Source organism: Thermomonas sp. XSG (assembly GCF_014678725.1).
Taxonomy (GTDB): domain Bacteria; phylum Pseudomonadota; class Gammaproteobacteria; order Xanthomonadales; family Xanthomonadaceae; genus Thermomonas.
In genome coordinates this window covers 559,132-576,424 of record NZ_CP061497.1, presented here as the reverse complement: position 1 = coordinate 576,424, position 17,293 = coordinate 559,132, and the positions used below count along the sequence as shown (strand labels likewise).

General features: G+C 68.2%; 13 protein-coding genes. 8 read left to right on the top strand and 5 right to left on the bottom strand.

What is annotated here, in order from left to right:
• A complete protein-coding gene (locus tag ICG51_RS02620) occupies positions 1–2,064 on the top strand; it encodes an EAL domain-containing protein (protein WP_190282324.1) in 2,064 nt (687 codons plus the stop codon).
• A gap of 33 nt (positions 2,065–2,097) precedes the next feature.
• On the opposite strand, the gene ICG51_RS02615 is transcribed toward ICG51_RS02620, so the two are convergent.
• Positions 2,098–3,414 carry a hemolysin family protein gene (locus ICG51_RS02615; RefSeq protein ID WP_190281514.1) on the bottom strand — a complete coding sequence of 439 codons (1,317 nt, stop codon included), beginning with the start codon at positions 3,412–3,414 and terminating at the stop codon, positions 2,098–2,100.
• 302 nt (positions 3,415–3,716) lie between these two features.
• Here ICG51_RS02615 and ICG51_RS02610 point away from each other — a divergent pair, with 302 nt between their 5' ends.
• Together ICG51_RS02610 and ICG51_RS02605 are read left to right on the top strand one after the other, a co-directional pair.
• A complete protein-coding gene (locus ICG51_RS02610) occupies positions 3,717–4,343 on the top strand; it encodes a DUF47 family protein (protein ID WP_190281513.1) in 627 nt (208 codons plus the stop codon).
• A 13-nt stretch (positions 4,344–4,356) separates the two neighbouring features.
• Positions 4,357–5,478, top strand: a complete 1,122-nt coding sequence (locus ICG51_RS02605; RefSeq protein WP_190281512.1) for an inorganic phosphate transporter — start codon at positions 4,357–4,359, stop codon at positions 5,476–5,478.
• A gap of 86 nt (positions 5,479–5,564) precedes the next feature.
• On the opposite strand, the gene ICG51_RS02600 is transcribed toward ICG51_RS02605, so the two are convergent.
• Positions 5,565–5,975: a hypothetical protein gene (locus tag ICG51_RS02600; RefSeq protein ID WP_190281511.1), complete on the bottom strand. Its 411-nt coding sequence runs from the start codon at positions 5,973–5,975 to the stop codon at positions 5,565–5,567.
• Positions 5,976–6,007: 32 nt separating this feature from the next.
• Here ICG51_RS02600 and ICG51_RS02595 point away from each other — a divergent pair, with 32 nt between their 5' ends.
• Positions 6,008–6,361, top strand: a complete 354-nt coding sequence (locus ICG51_RS02595; RefSeq protein ID WP_190281510.1) for an MGMT family protein — start codon at positions 6,008–6,010, stop codon at positions 6,359–6,361.
• A 41-nt stretch (positions 6,362–6,402) separates the two neighbouring features.
• Positions 6,403–7,074 (top strand): rhomboid family intramembrane serine protease, encoded by a 672-nt coding sequence (locus ICG51_RS02590; RefSeq protein WP_190281509.1) that lies wholly within the window; start codon positions 6,403–6,405, stop codon positions 7,072–7,074.
• A gap of 63 nt (positions 7,075–7,137) precedes the next feature.
• Here ICG51_RS02590 and ICG51_RS02585 read toward each other — a convergent pair whose 3' ends face one another.
• The gene (locus ICG51_RS02585) at positions 7,138–9,147 is read right to left on the bottom strand and encodes a M13 family metallopeptidase (protein ID WP_190281508.1); all 2,010 of its coding nucleotides are present in this window, start codon (positions 9,145–9,147) and stop codon (positions 7,138–7,140) included.
• Between the two features lie 201 nt (positions 9,148–9,348).
• Between ICG51_RS02585 and ICG51_RS02580 the strand changes: the two genes are divergently transcribed.
• From ICG51_RS02580 to ICG51_RS02570, 3 genes are all read left to right on the top strand, one after another.
• The gene (locus tag ICG51_RS02580) at positions 9,349–11,319 is read left to right on the top strand and encodes an oligopeptide transporter, OPT family (protein WP_190281507.1); all 1,971 of its coding nucleotides are present in this window, start codon (positions 9,349–9,351) and stop codon (positions 11,317–11,319) included.
• Positions 11,320–11,379: 60 nt separating this feature from the next.
• Positions 11,380–13,458, top strand: coding sequence for a S9 family peptidase (locus ICG51_RS02575; protein WP_190281506.1), 2,079 nt, complete (start codon positions 11,380–11,382; stop codon positions 13,456–13,458).
• A 130-nt stretch (positions 13,459–13,588) separates the two neighbouring features.
• Positions 13,589–14,842 carry a DUF819 family protein gene (locus ICG51_RS02570; protein ID WP_190281505.1) on the top strand — a complete coding sequence of 418 codons (1,254 nt, stop codon included), beginning with the start codon at positions 13,589–13,591 and terminating at the stop codon, positions 14,840–14,842.
• A 226-nt stretch (positions 14,843–15,068) separates the two neighbouring features.
• Here ICG51_RS02570 and corA read toward each other — a convergent pair whose 3' ends face one another.
• A complete protein-coding gene (gene corA / locus ICG51_RS02565; protein WP_190281504.1) occupies positions 15,069–16,064 on the bottom strand; it encodes a magnesium/cobalt transporter CorA in 996 nt (331 codons plus the stop codon).
• A 31-nt stretch (positions 16,065–16,095) separates the two neighbouring features.
• On the bottom strand, positions 16,096–17,292 hold the full coding sequence (locus tag ICG51_RS02560; RefSeq protein ID WP_223809502.1) for a DUF4105 domain-containing protein: 1,197 nt from the start codon (positions 17,290–17,292) through the stop codon (positions 16,096–16,098).
• Position 17,293 lies beyond the last annotated feature (1 nt).

Genomic DNA, 17,293 nt, shown 5'->3' with positions numbered 1-17,293 from the left:
ATGATGGTGATGCTGTGGAACCGCCAGCAGAGCAGCCAGCGCGAAGTCGTCGGGATCGCGCGCCAGAGCACCCACTCGCTGCTTTCCGAGCAGATGCGGGCAGGGGGCGAGGCGCAGGTACGGCAGCTGGCCGATGCCCTTGCCAACCCGCTGTACTACTTCGACCTCGATGCGATCGGCATCCTCACCCGCAGTGCGCTGCGGGCGCCCGACGTGGATTACGTGCTGGTCTACGACCCGAAGGGCCGCATCCTGCACGACGGCTCCGGCGACATCGCCGCTTTCGGCCAACCGATGAATGACGGCCTTGCCGCGGAAATCGTCGCCGCCAAGGGACCGCACACGCGCCAGACCGACGAACTGCTGGACGTGTCCTATCCGATCACGATCGGCGACGAGCGTCTCGGCGGCGTGCGCATCGGCTATTCGATGGCGACCGCCGCGCGCGCCGAGGAGCGCGCCCTGGACGGCCTGCGCGCCGGCTTCGACGACGTCAACCAGCGCAGCCTGAACTGGCTGCTGCTGCTGTGCTGCGGATTCGGCACGCTGGCGCTGATCGGTGCGTGGGTGCTGCAGCGGATGCTGGTCAAGCCGATCCGGATGCTGGGCGATGCGGCCCGCCAGTTCGAGGCCGGCGACTTCGATTCGCCGGTGCCGGAAAGCCGCCGCAAGGACGAGCTGGGCGATCTGATACGGACCTTCGGGCGCATGCGCGAGAGCGTGGTCAGGCACGACCGCGACATCCGCCGGGTCGCCTACAGTGATGCGCTGACCGGGCTGTCGAACCGGCTGGCGTTCCGCGAATCGCTGGAGCAGCGTCTGCGCGAACAGCAGGGCACCGGCTGCCAGCTGGCGCTGCTGTTCGCCGACCTCGATGATTTCAAGCGCGTCAACGACACCCTCGGCCACGAGGCTGGCGACGAGGTGCTGTTGCAGGTGGCCGCGCGGATCGAGCGTGCGGTGCAGGCGGTGCAGGATGCGGACGCGCTGGTGGCGCGCTTCGGCGGCGACGAGTTCGTGATCCTGCTGCAGCCGGGCGGCCCGGAGCCCGATGGCGACGTGCGCGGCAAGGCGATCCGGTTGGCCGAGGCGCTGGTGCTGTCGCTGAGCGAGCCGATGCTGCTGCATGGCCGGCAGGTGCTACTCGGGACCTCGGTGGGCGTGGCGATCTTCCCGGACGATGCCGGCAGCGCGTCGCTGCTGATGAAAAACGGCGACATCGCGATGTACCAGGCCAAGATGGCGGGCAAGAACTGCTACCGCTTCTACAGCCGCACCATGGACCAGGCGATCGAGCGGCGCGTGCGGATGGAGCATGACCTGCGCGGCGCCTGGGAGCGCGGCGAGCTGACCCTGGTCTACCAGCCGATCTACCGCACCCGCGACCGCGTACTGGTCGGCGCGGAATCGCTGCTGCGCTGGAACCATCCGGAGGACGGGGCGATCGCCCCGTCGGTGTTCATCGACGTGGCCGAACAGAGCGGGCTGATCGAGGCGATCGGCCTGCTGGCGCTGCGCAATGCCTGCCACGAGGCAGCCAGCTGGCCGGTACCGAACGGGGCGGGCGAGGCGCCGTTCGTGTCGGTCAACGTCTCGGCCCGGCAGCTGCGCAGCGGCGACCTGCTCAGGCAGGTGGCCAGCGCGCTGCAGCAGAGCGGGCTGCCGCCGGAGCGGCTGCACCTGGAGCTGACCGAAACCGCGGTGATCAGCGACGAGGCCAATGCCGCCGCGCTGCTGGGGCGGCTGCGCCAGCTTGGCGTGAAGGTCTGGCTCGACGATTTCGGCACCGGCTATTCCAGTCTCAGCCACCTGCGGCGTGTCCAGGTCGACGGCCTGAAGATCGACCGCAGCTTCATCACCGACCTGCTGCGCGACCCGGATGACCTGGCCCTGACCAGCGCGATCGTGGCGATGGCGCACTCGATGGGCGTCACCGTGGTGGCGGAAGGCGTGGAGCGGGCAGGGCAGTTCGAGCTGCTGCGCGAGCGTGACTGCGATCTGGTGCAGGGCTACTGGCTGGGCCACCCGATGGGTGGACCGGAGTTCGTCGCGCAGTTGGGCTGAGTCGCCGGCCTGCTGCCGGCGGGGAGCTCCGCCTCAGCCGTCGCCTTCGATGCGGGAGGGCTGGGCTTCGCGCTGCAGCAGCAGCTTGTCGATGCGGGGGCCGTCCAGGTCCACCACCTCCACCCGCCACGGGCCGATCCGGATGTGCTCGCCCACGTGCGGGATGCGGCCGAAGCGTGCGATCACCAGGCCCGCGGCGGTGCGGTATTCCAGTTCATCCGCGTCGGCCAGGCGCTCGCCGGTCAGCTCGCGCAGCTCGTCCACGTGCAGGCCACCGTCCACCAGCAGCGAGCCGTCGTCGCGCGTGACCACCAGGGCTTCCTCGTCGTCGTCGCCCGTGCTGGCTGTCTTCAGCCTGCCGATCACCGCGTCGACGATGTCGCTGACCGTCACCATGCCCTGGATGTCACCGTATTCGTCCACCACCAGGGCCAGCGACTGCTGTTCCTCGCGCAGGATCTCCAGCAGCTTCATCGCGTGGGTGGATTCGGACACGAACAGCGCCGGGCGCAGGTCGCGGAACAGGTCCGGCTGCGGCCGGCCCAGCTCGTCCAGCAGGGTCTTCACTTCCAGCACGCCGGCCACGTCGCTGTCGTCGCCGCGGTAGACCGGATAGCGCGAGAACTCGTGTTCCTGCATCGCCGCCAGGTTTTCCGTCAACGACGCGGAGGCGTCCAGCCAGGCGATGCGCGTGCGCGGGGTCATCAGGCTGTCGGCTGTGCGGTCGCCCAGGCGCATCACCCGGTTGAGCATGTTGCGCTCGTCCAGATCGAACACGCCCTGCTCATGGCCCTCGCTGACCAGTAGCTGGATTTCCTCTTCGGTGACCTGCGAACCATCGCTGCTGTCGACCCGGAGCAGTCGCAGCAGGCTGCGCACGGTGGCGCTCAGCAGCCATACCGCCGGGCTGGCCATCCGCGACAGCCAGTGCATCGGCAGCGCCACCAGGGTCGCGAGCCGTTCCGGTGCCAGCAGCGCCAGCCGTTTTGGCAGCAGCTCGCCCAGCACGATGCTGAAGTAGGTGATCAGGCCAACTGCCAGGACCGTACCGAGGGTGCTGGCATGCTCGCCCAGGGAGGGCACCCGGACCGCCAGCCATTCACCGATGATCCGGCCGATCGCATCGCCGCCGAACATGCCGGTGAGGATGCCGGTCAGCGTGATCCCCACCTGCACGGTGGACAGGAAGTGTTCCGGGTGTTCGGCCAGCTCGAGCGCCTTGCTGGCGCGCCGGCTGCTGCCGGCCAGTTGTTTGAGTCGGCCTTTGCGCGAGGTCACCACGGACATCTCCGACAGCGCGAAGAAGGCGTTGACCAGAATCAGGGCGAGGACGATCAGCAGTTCCAGCACGGGGCTTTACCGGGCGCGGGCGGGGGAGTGAAGCGGGGAAGCCGGACGGGGCACGACGCGTCGGCCGCGGCAGGATGCGCGGCTGGGGAGAGACATGACGGCGGCGGAGGATGATCGTCCATGGGCTGCGCCGGAGCGCGGGGGCATCATAACAGGCCATGGTGGTGGCTCCGTCCTCTGCCCGCGGGGAACCCGGGTGCGGGGAGGTCAGTGCCAAGCTGTCACGCGGGCGTCATAATTGCGCCTTATCGTTGCAACCGTTTTTACATCTTCACCTCCACTCCAGATCCGGGGCCACACCCATGTTCTCCCTGCAAACCATTTTCGGCTCCGGCGCGCAGTTCTATTCGCTGCTGGACGATGCGGCCACGGCCGCCTATGACAGCGCCAAGGCGCTGCACGCGATGATGAGGGAGGGCGACCGCCAGCCCGCGCTGGACGCCTTCAAGCTGGCGCGCCTGCGCGAGCGCACCGCCGCCGAGAAGATCAGCCAGGCGCTGGTGGACAGCTACATCACCCCGATCGAGCGCGAGGACATCGAGGCGCTGGGCTCGGCCCTGCACAAGATCCCCAAGCAGATCGAGAAGTTCGCCGACCGCTATGCGCTGGCGACCCAGCACCTGGCCCACATCGACTTCGCGCCGCGCGCGGCGATGCTGGAGCAGGCCGCCGAAGTGGTGGTGCAGATGGTGGACGAACTCGAGCGGATGAACCTAGACCGCATGACCAAGCTCAACGAGAAGCTGCGTTCGATCGAGAACGAGGCCGACCGGCTGATGCTGGAGCTGTACCGCGAGATCTATTCCGGCAAGCTCGACAGCCTGCAGATGTTCCTGCTCAAGGAGTTCTTCGAGATCCTGGAAAAGGCCATCGACCGCTGCCGCGAGGCCGGCGTGGTGACGTACCAGATCGTCCTCAAGAACAGCTGACGGGACCGACGTCATGTTGACGCTTGTTCTTGTGGTGATTTTCGCCGCGCTGGTCTTCGAGTTCATCAACGGCTTCCACGACACCGCCAATTCCATCGCCACGGTGGTCGCGACCAAGGTGCTGTCGCCGGGCCAGGCGGTGATGCTGGCAGCAGGGATGAACCTGATCGGCGCGCTGATGGGCACCGCGGTGGCCAAGACCATCGCCTCCGGCCTGATCGACACCGAAGTGGTGCAGGTCACCTCGCAGGTGATCCTGTGCGCGCTGCTGGGCGGCATCGTCTGGAACCTGATCACCTGGTGGAAGGGCCTGCCGTCATCGTCCTCGCACGCGCTGATCGGCGGCCTGATCGGTGCGGCACTGGCGGCGGCGCACAACGACTTCGATGCGCTGATCTGGTCGAAGACCGTCGGCGACTGGACCCAGAACAAGGGCATCCTGTGGAAGGTCGTGGTGCCGATGATCAGCTCGCCGCTTGCCGGGTTCCTGCTCGGCGTACTGGTGATGGTGGCGCTGTGGGCGCTGATCGCCGGCCTGTCGCGGGCCGGCGGCTGGCTCGGGCGTCTGGCGCGGCCGAACTTCGTCAACAAGTTCTTCGGCAAGGCGCAGATCCTGTCTGCTGCCTACATGGGCTATGCGCATGGCCATAACGATGCGCAGAAGACCATGGGGATCATCGCCCTGACCCTGTTCGGGGCCGAGGCCAGCGGTGCGCTGGACGACCTGCCGGGCTGGCTGGGGTTCCTGCATCCCGGCAACGCCGGCGAGCAGGACATCGCCACCTGGATCGTGCTGACCTGCGCGCTGGTCATGGCCGCCGGCACCGCCTCCGGCGGCTGGCGCATCATCAAGACGCTGGGCCACAAGATGGTCAAGCTGCACCCGATCAACGGCTTCGCGGCGGAAACCAGTTCGGCCACCATCCTCACCGTGGCGGCGCACTTCGGCATGCCGGTGTCCACTACCCACAGCATCTCCACAGCGATCATGGGCGTGGGCTTCGCCAAGAACCCGCGTGCGCTGAAGTTCGGCGTGATCGAGAGGATCGTGTGGGCGTGGATCCTGACCATCCCGGCTGCGGGCGGGATCGCCTATGCGCTGCTGAGCCTGCTGGAGGCGCTGGGCTGGGCCTGAGTCTGCTCGGTCCGCTTCCGTGAATTGCAGAAACGCCGGCGCAAGCCGGCGTTTCTGCATGTGGCGTGCGAACCCGGCGATGCTGCCTACAGCAGGTCGCCGCCTGCGGACATGCGGCGCTCCATCTCGTCGCCGGTGCCGCCGATTTCCAGCACCAGGCGGTCGATTTCCGCCGCATTGAGGCAGTCGTAGGGGCGGTTCTCGCACAGCTGCAGGTAGGGCACGCCGTCGAGCTCGCCGATCGCCAGGTAGCCCACCCGGCTCTGCCAGTTGAAGGCCAGCGCGCGGCGGGCGTCCATCCCGGTGGTAGGCGCGATCGCGGTACTGACCCGCAGGTAATTGCGGCCGTCGTCGTCCTGCAGCTCGGCGAGGAAGATCGCCTGGTGGCGCTTGCCCTGCGCCAGCGACAGCTCCACGCAGGCCACGAACGGATCCAGCAGGGTCAACCGGTAGCCGGCGGAAACCAGATGGCTGCGGATCTGCTCGAAGTTGTGCATGGCGGTCGGCGATCGGCGGGGGATGTCGGGCTATGCTAACCCGGAACATGAAGTCGCCGCCGTCCTCGCCCGAGCAACGCATCCTGGCCGCGATCCGGGCGGTGCCGCGTGGGCAGGTGGCCAGCTATGGCGCCATTGCGCGACGCGCCGGCCTGCCGGGTCGGGCGCGGTTGGTGGCGCGCATCCTCGGCCAGAACGACGATCCGGCATTGCCCTGGCATCGCATCCTGCGCTCCGATGGGCGCATCGCATTCCCGCCTGAATCGCCGGAGTTCACCGAACAATGCCGGCGCTTGCGCGCCGATGGCGTGGAGCCCCGCAATGGCCGGGTTCGCTTGCCAGAGGATGAAGGGACGCTGGATGCGGCCCTGTGGGCGCCGCGCTGAGCGGCTATGATGCGCTGCAATGTAACCGGAATATCGCACGGATGCCGTTCAACCTCCCCCGAGTCACCAAGGCGCTGCTGATCGCCAACGGCGTCGGCTTCCTGCTGCAGTGGCTGCTGGGCAATCAGCGGCTGGTGACCCTGATGCTGTGGCCGTGGGGCGATGTCGATTTCGACCCGGCCGGCATGGCGCCCGCGTTCATGCCGTGGCAGCTGGTGAGCTACAGCTTCCTGCATGGCGGCTTCCTGCATCTGGCCTTCAACATGCTGGCGCTGGCGATGTTCGGTGCGCCGCTGGAATACACCTGGGGCGAACGCCGCTTCCTGACCTATTACCTGGTGAGCGTGGTTGGCGCCGGTATCTGCCAGCTGCTGGTCGGTTCCTATGCGCTGGCGCAGGGTGCCGATCCGTATCCCACCATCGGCGCTTCCGGCGGCGTATTCGGCCTGCTGCTGGCGTACGGCATGCTGTTCCCGCACCAGCGGGTGATGCTGCTGTTCCCGCCGATCCCGATGAAGGCGCGCACGCTGGTGATCGTCTACGGCCTGTTCGAACTGGGCGTGGGCATCACCGGGCTGCAGCCGGGGGTGGCCCATTTCGCCCACCTTGGCGGCATGCTGTTCGGCTGGTTGCTGATCCGTCAGTGGCGCGGCCAGCCGCCGTTCGGCGGACGCGGTGGCCGGGGCGGGCCGAAAATGCGCATCGTGCGCTGAGCCGCCGACGTCTGGCGGGAAACCCGGAGCCCCGCCCCGGGTCGCTTCCCGTCCCGGGTTTACTCAGTTGAAAATCACCACGCGGCCTTCCGGCTTCGGCTGCATCGGCATGCCGGCCTTGCAGGCGTAGGCGACGCCGAAGGCGGGTTGCTGCATCACCGCGGCGTTGGCGCGCCACGGACCCGGCGCACGCACGTCCTGGCGGGCGCGGATCTCGGCTTCATCGCGGGTGACCTGTTGCGCCCACAACTGCGCCCAGCCGGTGTAGAAGGCCTTGTCCGCCTGTGCGCCGCCGTCCGGCCGCGCCGCAACCACCGCGGCATGGGCCAGTTCCAAGCCGGCCAGGTCGGCGATGTTTTCATCGCGGGTGAGCGCGCCGTCCACCCGGGTGCCGGTCAGGCCGGGATAGGGCAGGCCGGCGTACAGCGCCGTCACCTTCTGCGCCAGTGTCTCCCAGGCGCTGGTTTCGGCGGGGCCCCACCAGTCGCGGATCTCGCCCTTGGCATCGATATGGCGACCGCGGCCATCGATGGCGTGGCTCAGCTCGTGTCCGACCAGCGCGCCGAATGCGCCGTACTGGGCATCCACCGGCATCGTCGCCTCCAGCACCGGTGCCTGGAGCATGGCGGCGGTGACGATCAGGCGGTTGTGGGCGAGGTCGTAGGCCAGCGCCGGCTGCTGCGGTAGCACGTCCCAGCGGCGGTTGGCGTTGCCCTTGCCGATCCGCTTCATCTCCTGGCGATGGCGCCAGGTGGAGGCGATCAGCATGTTGCTGCCGAAGCTGCCGCGGCCCATCGGCTGCACCGTGTAGTCAAGGTCGTAGCGCGGCGTGCCGATCTCGATGCGCAAGCGCTCGAGCTTCCTGCGCGCCTCGTCCTTCGCGGGTTCGCCCAGCAGGGTGCTGCTGCCCACCTGCTTCACCAGCGTATCGCGGACCTGATCGGCAACGGCTTCGGCCTGCCTGCGGGTGGCGTCCGACAGGTGTGTGGCGGCGTACTCGCGGCCCAGCATCGGGCCAGCAGCCAGGTTGATCGCGTCCAGCGTCTGCTGCCAGCGCGGCGCGGGTTCGGCCTGGCCCAGCAGGACCTTGCCGCGGAAATCGAACGCGGCCTGTCGCCAGGACTTCGACAGATAGGGCGCCATCGCATCGCCCACCCGCCAGCGCAGGTAGGCCTGCCATTGGGCGGGCTTGAGCGAGCCCACCAGCGCGTCGAGCTGGGCGAACATTGCCGGGTTGGCCAGCGACACGGTGTCGTCGTGCACGCCCTGCACCTGCAGGAACGCATCCAGCTGCAGGTTGCGGTACTGCTTGCCCAGCCCGGCGGTGGCGACCGGCGCGAAAGTGTTGCGCGGATCGCGCAGGTCCACGAGCGGGCGCGCCAGGCTGGCGATGCGTTTTTCCAGGTCCAGCACCAGCGCGGTCTGGGTTTCGATGTCCTGCTGCGCCACGCCGGTCAGCGCGAGGATTTTCCGGATGTAGTCGGCGTAGCGCGCGACCAGCGCCTTGGTATCGGCGTCCTGCCGGGTGTAGTAGGCGGGGTCCGGCAGGCCCAGGCCGCCCTGGCTGAAGTAGCCAAGGTGGCGGTCGAGGTCGCGCAGGTCGATGTCGGCGCCGAAATGGAAGGCGACGGGAATGCCGACATGGTGCAGTGCGGCGATGGCCGGCGCGATGTCCTTCGGCTTGCGGATCGAATCGATGCGCTTGAGCAGCGGCGCCACCGGCGCGGCGCCGTCGCGCTCCACCGCCGCCTCGTCCAGGCCGCTGGCCCAGAAATCGCCCAGCAGCTTCTGCACGTTGTTCTGCGGCGCATTCATGGCGCCATCCAGCAGGTCGCGTTGCTGCTGTTGCGCGCGCGCGGTGAGCTGGCCCAGCGCGGAAATCGCGCCGCTGGTCGGCATCGGGTTGGCGGCCAGCCAGCCCTTGTTGGCTTCGGCATAGAAATCGGTGCAGGCCGGGGGCGTCGCTGCCTTCTTCTGCGCCGGTTTTTTCTTCGCGGCCATCCCGGCGGGCGAGGCCAGTCCGGCGGCAAGGGCGATGACCAGGGCGATGGCAAGCGGGCGCGGTGTCGGCATGCGGCGGATCTCGTTCGCGGGGATAGCGGCCGAGTTTAGCAGCGCGTCCCGCTGCTGCCGGTGGCACCGGTTCAGCGCGACTTCACCGCATCCGGGGCGCCAGCTCCCCCCGACGGCGCCGCTGGCTGCAACCTGCCGCACTGGACTTGCCGGCCGCCAGCGGCTAGGTTTCGTCGCTTGCCTTCCCGACGAGGATGTCCCATGTCGAACCCTGCCAAAGCCGTGCCGCAGCTGACCCTGCGTGCGGTGATCCTGGCGATCGTGCTGGCGGTGATCCTGTCCGCCGCCAACGCCTATCTCGGCCTGTTCGCCGGGCTGACCATCGCCACCGCGATTCCCGCCGCGGTCGTCTCGATGGGCGTGCTGCGGCTGCTCGGCGGCGGCACGATCCTCGAAAACAACATCGTGCAGACCGGTGCGTCCGCGGGTTCGTCGATCGCGGCGGGCGTGATCTTCACGATCCCGGCGTTGATCATCCTGGGCTACTGGGATGACTTCAAATATTCCTGGGTGCTCGCGATTGCCGGTCTGGGCGGCCTGCTCGGCGTGCTGTTCTCGGTGCCGCTGCGGCGCTCGATGATCGTTGAGGAGCCGCTGCCGTTCCCGGAAGGCAAGGCGGCCGCGGAAGTGCTGAAGGCGGGTGAGAATCCCGGCCCCGGGCTGAAGATCCTCGCCCTGTCGGCGACGCTGGGCGGGCTGATCAAGGCCGCTGCCGCCAGCGGCATGCGCCTGATCCCGGATACCGCCGCGGGCGCCGGCTTCTTCGGCAAGTACCTCGGCTACATGGGCACCAACCTGTCGCCGGCGCTGCTTGGCGTGGGTTACATCGTCGGGCTCAACATCGGGATCGTCGTCGTCTCCGGCTCGATCCTGTCCTGGCACATCGCCATCCCGCTGTACCACATGTTCTTCCTCGATACCGACCCGGCGCTGGCCACCAGCATCGCCGGCGCGGGCGCGGAAGACATCGCCGGCGCGATCTGGTCGGCCAAGATCCGCTACCTCGGGGTCGGCGCGATGCTGATCGGTGGCGTGTGGACGCTGTTCTCGCTGCGCAAGTCGCTGCTGTCGGGCGTGCGCAGCGGCATTGCGGCGGCGCGCAAGGGCAGCGGCGAACAGGTGGCCGAGACCGAGCGCGACCTGCCGATGAAGTGGATGCTGGTGGCACTGATCGCCTTCGTGGTGCCGCTGTTGCTGCTGTACCAGGGCATCGTCGGCATGTGGAGCGTGAGCATCCCGATGGCGATCATCATGATCGTCGCCGGCTTCCTGTTCGTGTCGGTTTCGGCTTACCTCGCAGGCCTCGTCGGCTCCTCCAACAACCCGGTGTCCGGCATCACGATTGCCACCATCCTGTTCGCCTCCGCGGTGCTGCTGGTGCTGCTCGGCGAGGGCGGCAAGATGGCGGTGGGCGCGTCCGGCGCGCCGCTGGGCGCAGTCGCCGCGATCATGATCGGTGCGGTGGTGTGCTGCGCGGCGGCGGTCGGCGGTGACAACCTGCAGGACCTCAAGGCCGGCTATATCGTCGGTGCCACCCCATGGAAGCAGCAGCTCATGCTGGGCATCGGCGCGTTTTCCTGCGCGCTGATCATGGCGCCGGTGCTGAACCTGCTGGCGCAGGCTTACGGCATCGGCGCGCCCACGCCCGAGCATCCCAACTCGCTGTCGGCACCGCAGGCCACGCTGATGGCCTCGGTGGCCAAGGGCATGTTCGGTGGCGAACTGCCGTGGACGATCATCGGCATCGGTGCGGTGGTCGGCGCGGTGATCATCGCCCTCGACGAGTGGCTGAAGGCCACCGGCAAAACCTTCCGCGTACCGGTGCTGGCGGCGGCCATCGGCATCTACCTGCCGCTGGAACTGATGGTGCCGATCTTCCTCGGCGGCCTGCTGGCCTACTTGGTGGAGAAGCGCCACGGCATGGTCGGAAGCCACGATGAAGCCGCGCGCGACCGCCTGCATCGCCCCGGCACCCTGTTCGCCGCCGGCCTGATCACCGGCGAGGCGCTGATGGGCATCTTCATCGCCATCCCGATCGTGCTGTCCGGCCGCGCCGACGTGATTGCCGCGCCGGAGAGCCTGCAATTCGGCAAGTACGTCGGTCTTGCCGTGCTCGCGCTGGTTGCCTGGTTGCTGTACCGCACCGGTGCCAAGGCCAACCCGAACGCCTGATCCATCCGACGCCCGCGCCTGCGCGGGCGTCCTCATTTTCCGCTCCACGGGACCATCGCCATGAAGCTCCGCCACGCCCTCCTTCCGCTCGCCCTTGCCCTGTCGCTGCCCACCGCTGCGAACGCCGCTCAGCGCGGCTTCGAAGTGCGCGACATGGCCTACATGGACCGCCATTCCTCGCCCACGCTGTCGCCGGACGGCCGCGTGCTGGTGTTCGCCAAGCGCGTGGTCGACAAGGAGACCAACAAGTCGGCGACCACGCTGTGGATGCGCAACCTGGTGACGCGCGACAACGCGCCGCCCAAGCAGGTGTCGCCGGAAGGCTGGAGCGTGAACTCGCCGGCGTTCTCGGCGGACGGCAAGACGCTGTATTTCATGAGCGCGAAGTCGGGTTCGATGCAGCTCTATGCAATGCCGGCCAACGGCGGCGAGGCCAAACGGCTGACCGATTTCGCCATTGACGTCGATGGCTACAAGCTGTCGCCCGACGGAACCCGGGTGGCGCTGGCGTTCGCGGTGTTCCCGGACTGCAAGGCCGACCTGGCGTGCACGAAGAAGAAGCTCGACGACGAGGCGGCGCGCAAGAGCACCGGCCTGCTGTTCGACCGCATGTTCATCCGCCACTGGGACGCGTGGAACGACGGCCGCCTGAACCGCGTGTTCGCGGCGACGCTGGGCGAGGGCATGCTGACCTCGGCGACGCTGCTGAGCGGCGACGTCCACGGCGACATCCCGTCCAAGCCGTTCGGCGACCTGTCCGATTTCGCGTGGTCGCCCGACGGCAAGTCGGTGGCGATGAGCGTGCGTCAGTCGAACCGCGAGGAGCCGTGGAGCACCAATTTCGACCTCTGGCTGGTCAATGCCGACGGCAGCGGCGCACGCAACCTGACCGCTGCCAACAAGGCCTGGGACGCCGGCCCGGTGTTTTCTGCCGACGGCAAGACCCTGTACTACCGCGCGATGGCGCGCCCGGGCTTCGAGGCCGACCGCTTCGCGCTGATGGCGATGGACATCGCCACCGGTAAGGCGAAGGAGATCGCGCCGCGCTGGGATGCCTCCGCAGACGGCATCACCCTGTCCGCCGACGGCAAATGGATCTACACCACCGCGCAGGAGCTGGGCCAGCATCCGCTGTTCCGCGTCTCGCTGGCCAATGGAGAGGTAGAGGGCGTGGTGAAGGACGGCAGCGTTTCGGCCTTCGACCTGACCGGACCCACGTTGGCGTTCTCGCGCAACAGCCTGAAGAGCGGTGACGTCATCGCCACCACCAGTGCCGACGGCAAGGCGCCGATCCGTGCAATCACCCCCACCGCCGGGCAGATGCTGCCGGACGTGGCCTGGGGCGACTTTGAGCAGTTCAACTTCATCGGCTGGAACGGCGAGACCGTGCATGGCTACGTGGTCAAGCCGTGGAACTTTGAACCCGGGAAGAAGTACCCGGTCGCCTTCCTGATCCACGGCGGCCCGCAGGGCAGCTTCGGCAACGGCTGGAGTTACCGCTGGAACCCGCAGACCTACGCGGGCCAAGGCTATGCGGTGGTGATGATCGACTTCCATGGCAGCACCGGTTATGGCCAGAAGTTCACCGACGCGATCAGCGGCCACTGGGGCGACCGCCCGCTGGAGGACCTGCAGAAGGGCTGGGCCGCGGCGCAGCAGAAGTACGCCTTCCTAGACGGCGGCAAGGCCTGTGCGCTCGGCGCCAGCTACGGCGGTTTCATGGTCAACTGGATCGCGGGGAATTGGTTTGATGAAGCCGGTCACTCGCCGTGGAAGTGCCTGGTCAGCCACGACGGCGTGTTCGAGAACAACGCCATGGGCTATGCCACAGAGGAACTCTGGTTCAGCGAGTGGGAGAACGGCGGCACGCCGTATGACAACCCGGCTGGCTACCAGAAGTTCAACCCCGCCAACCATGTCGCCAACTTCAAGGTGCCGATGCTGGTGATCCACGGACAGCAGGACTTCCGCATCCCGGTGGAGCAGGGCATCGCCCTGTTCACCGCCAACCAGCGCAAGGGCGTGGAGTCGCAGTTCCTGTACTTCCCGGACGAGAACCACTGGGTGCTGAAGCCGCAGAACAGCGTGCAGTGGCACGACACCGTCAACGCCTGGCTGAAGAAGCACATCGGCCAGTAGACCAGCAGCAGGACAGGGCCCGGGTTCGCCGCAGCGGCGTGCCCGGGCCATCCACATCCGCGCCACGGCAGGCATGGCGGCACCGGCAGAACGCAGGGGCGGCAGGCAACCCCCAGAGGAAATCCAAGGCATGACGGCAGCGGCACTCCCCGCCCCACTGATCGACAACGACATCGTCATCTTCGGCCTGATCGCCGGCACGCTGGGACTGGTGTTCTGGACCGCGTCCAGGCCGGGTGGGTGGCAACGCTTCTACAACATCGTGCCGCCGCTGCTGCTGTGCTACCTGTTGCCGGGCATTTACAACTCGATCGGCCTGATCGATGGCGCCCACAGCAAGCTCTACAACCCGGTGGCCAGTCGCGTGCTGCTGCCGGCTGCGCTGGTGCTGCTGACCCTGTCGGTGGACCTTAAGGCGATCCTGCGGCTTGGGCCGAAGCTGCTGGCGATGTACGCGGCGACCTCGGCCAGCATCATGCTGGGTGCGGTGCTGTCGTTCCTTGCGATGCGCGCGATCGCGCCGGAAACCATGGCCGGCGACACCTGGGCCGGGATGGCGGCGCTGGCCGGCAGCTGGATCGGCGGCGGCGCCAACATGATGGCGATGAAGGAGATCTTCGACGTCGATGCAACCACCTTCGGCCAGTTCGCGGTGGTGGACGTGGGCGTGGGCTACGCATGGATGGCCCTGCTGCTGTTCATGGCGCAGCGCGCCGCGCGCATCGACGCCCGCAGTGGCGCCGACACCACTGCGCTTGACGACCTGAAACAGCGGGTTGAAGCCTATCGCGCCCAGCACGAACGCATTCCGACGCTGGGCGACATGATGGTGATCGTGGGCATCGCCTTTGGCGCGGTCGGGCTGGCGCACGCGCTGGCCGAACCGCTGTCCACGTGGTTCGGCGCCAACGTCGGCTGGGCGCACACGGTCAGTCTGGACCAGCCGTTCGTATGGGTGATCGGACTGTGCACCATGGCCGGCCTGGGTCTCAGTTTCACCCGCGCACGCGCGCTGGAAGGCGCTGGCGCTTCCACCATCGGAACCCTGTTGCTGTATTTCCTGATCGCGGCCATCGGTATGCAGATGGAAATCGGCGCCTTGTTCGACAAGCCGCTGTTGTTCCTGCTCGGCGTGGTCTGGCTGGCCATCCACGTGGTCCTGCTGTGGCTGGTCGGACGCCTGCTGAACGTGCCGTTCTTCTACTTCGCGATCGGCTCGCAGAGCCATATCGGCGGCCCGGCCAGCGCGCCGGTGGTGGCCTCGGCCTTCCATCGCTCGCTGGCGCCGGTGGGCGCGCTGCTGGGCACCCTGGGATACGCCACCGGCACCGTGCTGGCCTATTTCACCGGACTGATGCTGCGCGCGCTGGCCGGTGCTGGCTGAAATCCCCGTTGGCCACTATGGGGCGGACGTGCCGCCCGGGAGAGAGGCCGATGTTTCATTCCAGGGAACCGCAGTATCGCGTTGGCTACACCGGCCCGGAGCGCCGACGCGGCGAGCGCCGCGTCAACAGTGAGCGTCGGGAGATGATCCGGTTCGAACTGGACCGGGGGGAGCGGCGCAGCGGCAACGACCGCCGTCGCCAGAGCTGGGACGCGGCCCACTCGCGCTAGAGCCAGCCGATTCGCCGCAGGTAGCGGTACAGCAGCACGCAGAACAGTGCCACCACGCCGATCAGCACGGGATAGGCGTAGCGGCCCTGCAGCTCCGGCATGTGCTGGAAATTCATTCCGTACCAGCTGGCGATGAGCGTCGGCGCGGCCAGCAGGCCGGCCCAGCCGGCCAGCTTCTTGACGATCTCGCCCTGCGCCACGGTGACCAGCGAGAGGTTCACGTTCATTGCCGCCGCCACCATCTCGCGCAGGGTGTCGATGCTGTCGCCGACGCGCGCGGCGTGGTCCAGCACGTCGCGGAAATAGGGTTTCACGTCGTCGGGGATGGCGAACACCGGCGTGCGGATCAGCTGGGACAGGATGTCCTGCATCGGCGCCACCGACAGCCGCATCTGGGTCAGTTCCTTGCGCAGCGCATACAGGCGCTTGATGGTGCCGCGCTTGTAGCTTTCGGCGAACACATCCTGTTCCAGCGCGTCCAGCTCGGCCTCGAAATCGGAGACGATCGGCTGGTAGTTGTCGACGATGAAGTCGAGCACCGCGTGCAGGGCGATGCTGGGGCCGTGCGCCAACACCTCCGGCTCGCGCTCGAGCCGCTGCCGCACCGGCGCAAAGCTGAGGGAGGCGCCGTGCCGCACCGTCATCAGGAAGCGCGGGCCGATGAAGACGTGGGTCTCGCCGAAGCGCACATGGCCATCGATCCGCTGCGCGGTATGCGCGGCGATGAACAGGGTGCTGCCATAGGGCTCCAGCTTGGGCCGCTGGTGCGCATGGTGGGCGTCCTCCACCGCCAGGTCGTGCAGCCCGAATTCCTCCTGCAGCCTGTCCAGCAGGGACTCTTCCGGCTCATACAGGCCCACCCAGACGAAGCTGCCATCGTCGACGGCGAGCACGTCGCTGATCTGCTCGAGGGTGATGTCCCGGCGCTGCCCGCTGCGGTCGTAGGCAGCGCAGTTGACCACGCAGGCGGGTTGTGCGGGCAGGCTGCTCATCGCCGCATCCTGCCTGCGCGGATCCGGGCCATCAAGCGCGGACGGGACGCGACCACAGCCGCGCGAACGCCAGGTGCAGCGGCAGCAGCAGGGCGATCCAGTGGCCGTTGCGCTGTGGCACCGCCTGCAGCCACAGCGGCAGGCAGGCCAGTGCCGCCAGCACCGCCACCGCCAGCAGCAGCGCGCGGAAGCGCGGCGAAGGCGTGCGCCCGCGCAGCAGCGCCCAGGCGCCGGGCAGCAGCAGCAGGCACAGCGGGTCCATCAGCAGCAGGTTGCGGTTGGCCCACAGGGCGCGGTGTTCGGTGAGCGCCCAGCCCATCGCCAGCACCGTGCCAAGCAACCCGCACAGCAACCAGAAGCCGCCGGCCAGTCCGGCCAGTGTGCGCGGGTAGCGCCTGCCCAGCGCCAGCGCGAGCAGTGCAAGGGTGGTGCCCGCCAGCAACCAGGGCCACAGGGGTTGCGCCTGCTCCACCGGTTCGGCGGCCTGCCGCTGCGGCAGCAGCTCGACCTCCGCCGCCACCAGCGGGCGGCCGTCGGCGCGGGTCACCTTGCGCAGGTCGTCGGCCAGCCGGCGCGGCAGAAAGCCCTGCTCCCAGCGGGTCAGCGCGCGGTCGCCGAACGGCCCGATCCCGATGTCGAAACCCAGCCACATCCATGGCGCGGGCGCGGCCAGGCGGAGTGATTCGCTGCGATAGGTGTCGCCGCTGGATCGGCCTTCCAGCTGCCTGCGCAGGCGCCCGTCCAGTGCGCGGTCGAGTGCGTCACGCACCCGCGTGGCACAGTTGTCGGTGTAGTAGTCGTAGCGGTAGCGCGCGTTCTCGGGCTTGGCGTTCTCGGCCAGGTCGGCGGCCAGCCGGCGCGCCTGCGCGGGGTCCAGGTCCAGCCATTGCAAGGTCGCGCCGCGTCCGACCTCGCGGTAGTAGGCCAGGTCTTCTTCCAGCGGCAGCGCCACCAGCAGGTAGCGCATCTCGCCCTTGGCGAAGCGCTGGGCGAAGCCGTCCTCTTCCAGGTCGAAGAAGCCGAAGTTGTAGCTGACCGGCCCGGGCCGCGCAGGGTCGTCGACCACGATGGCGTCGTGGCCGAAGCGCTCCCAGAAGATGTCGCCCGGGCCCATCGTCACCACGCCGATGCGCGGGGCAGGGGACTGCGCCATCTGGGCGGGTTGTGCCCGTGCAATCCCGGCTGCATGCAGCAGCAGGAAGAGCATGCACAACGCGGCCAGGCGCATG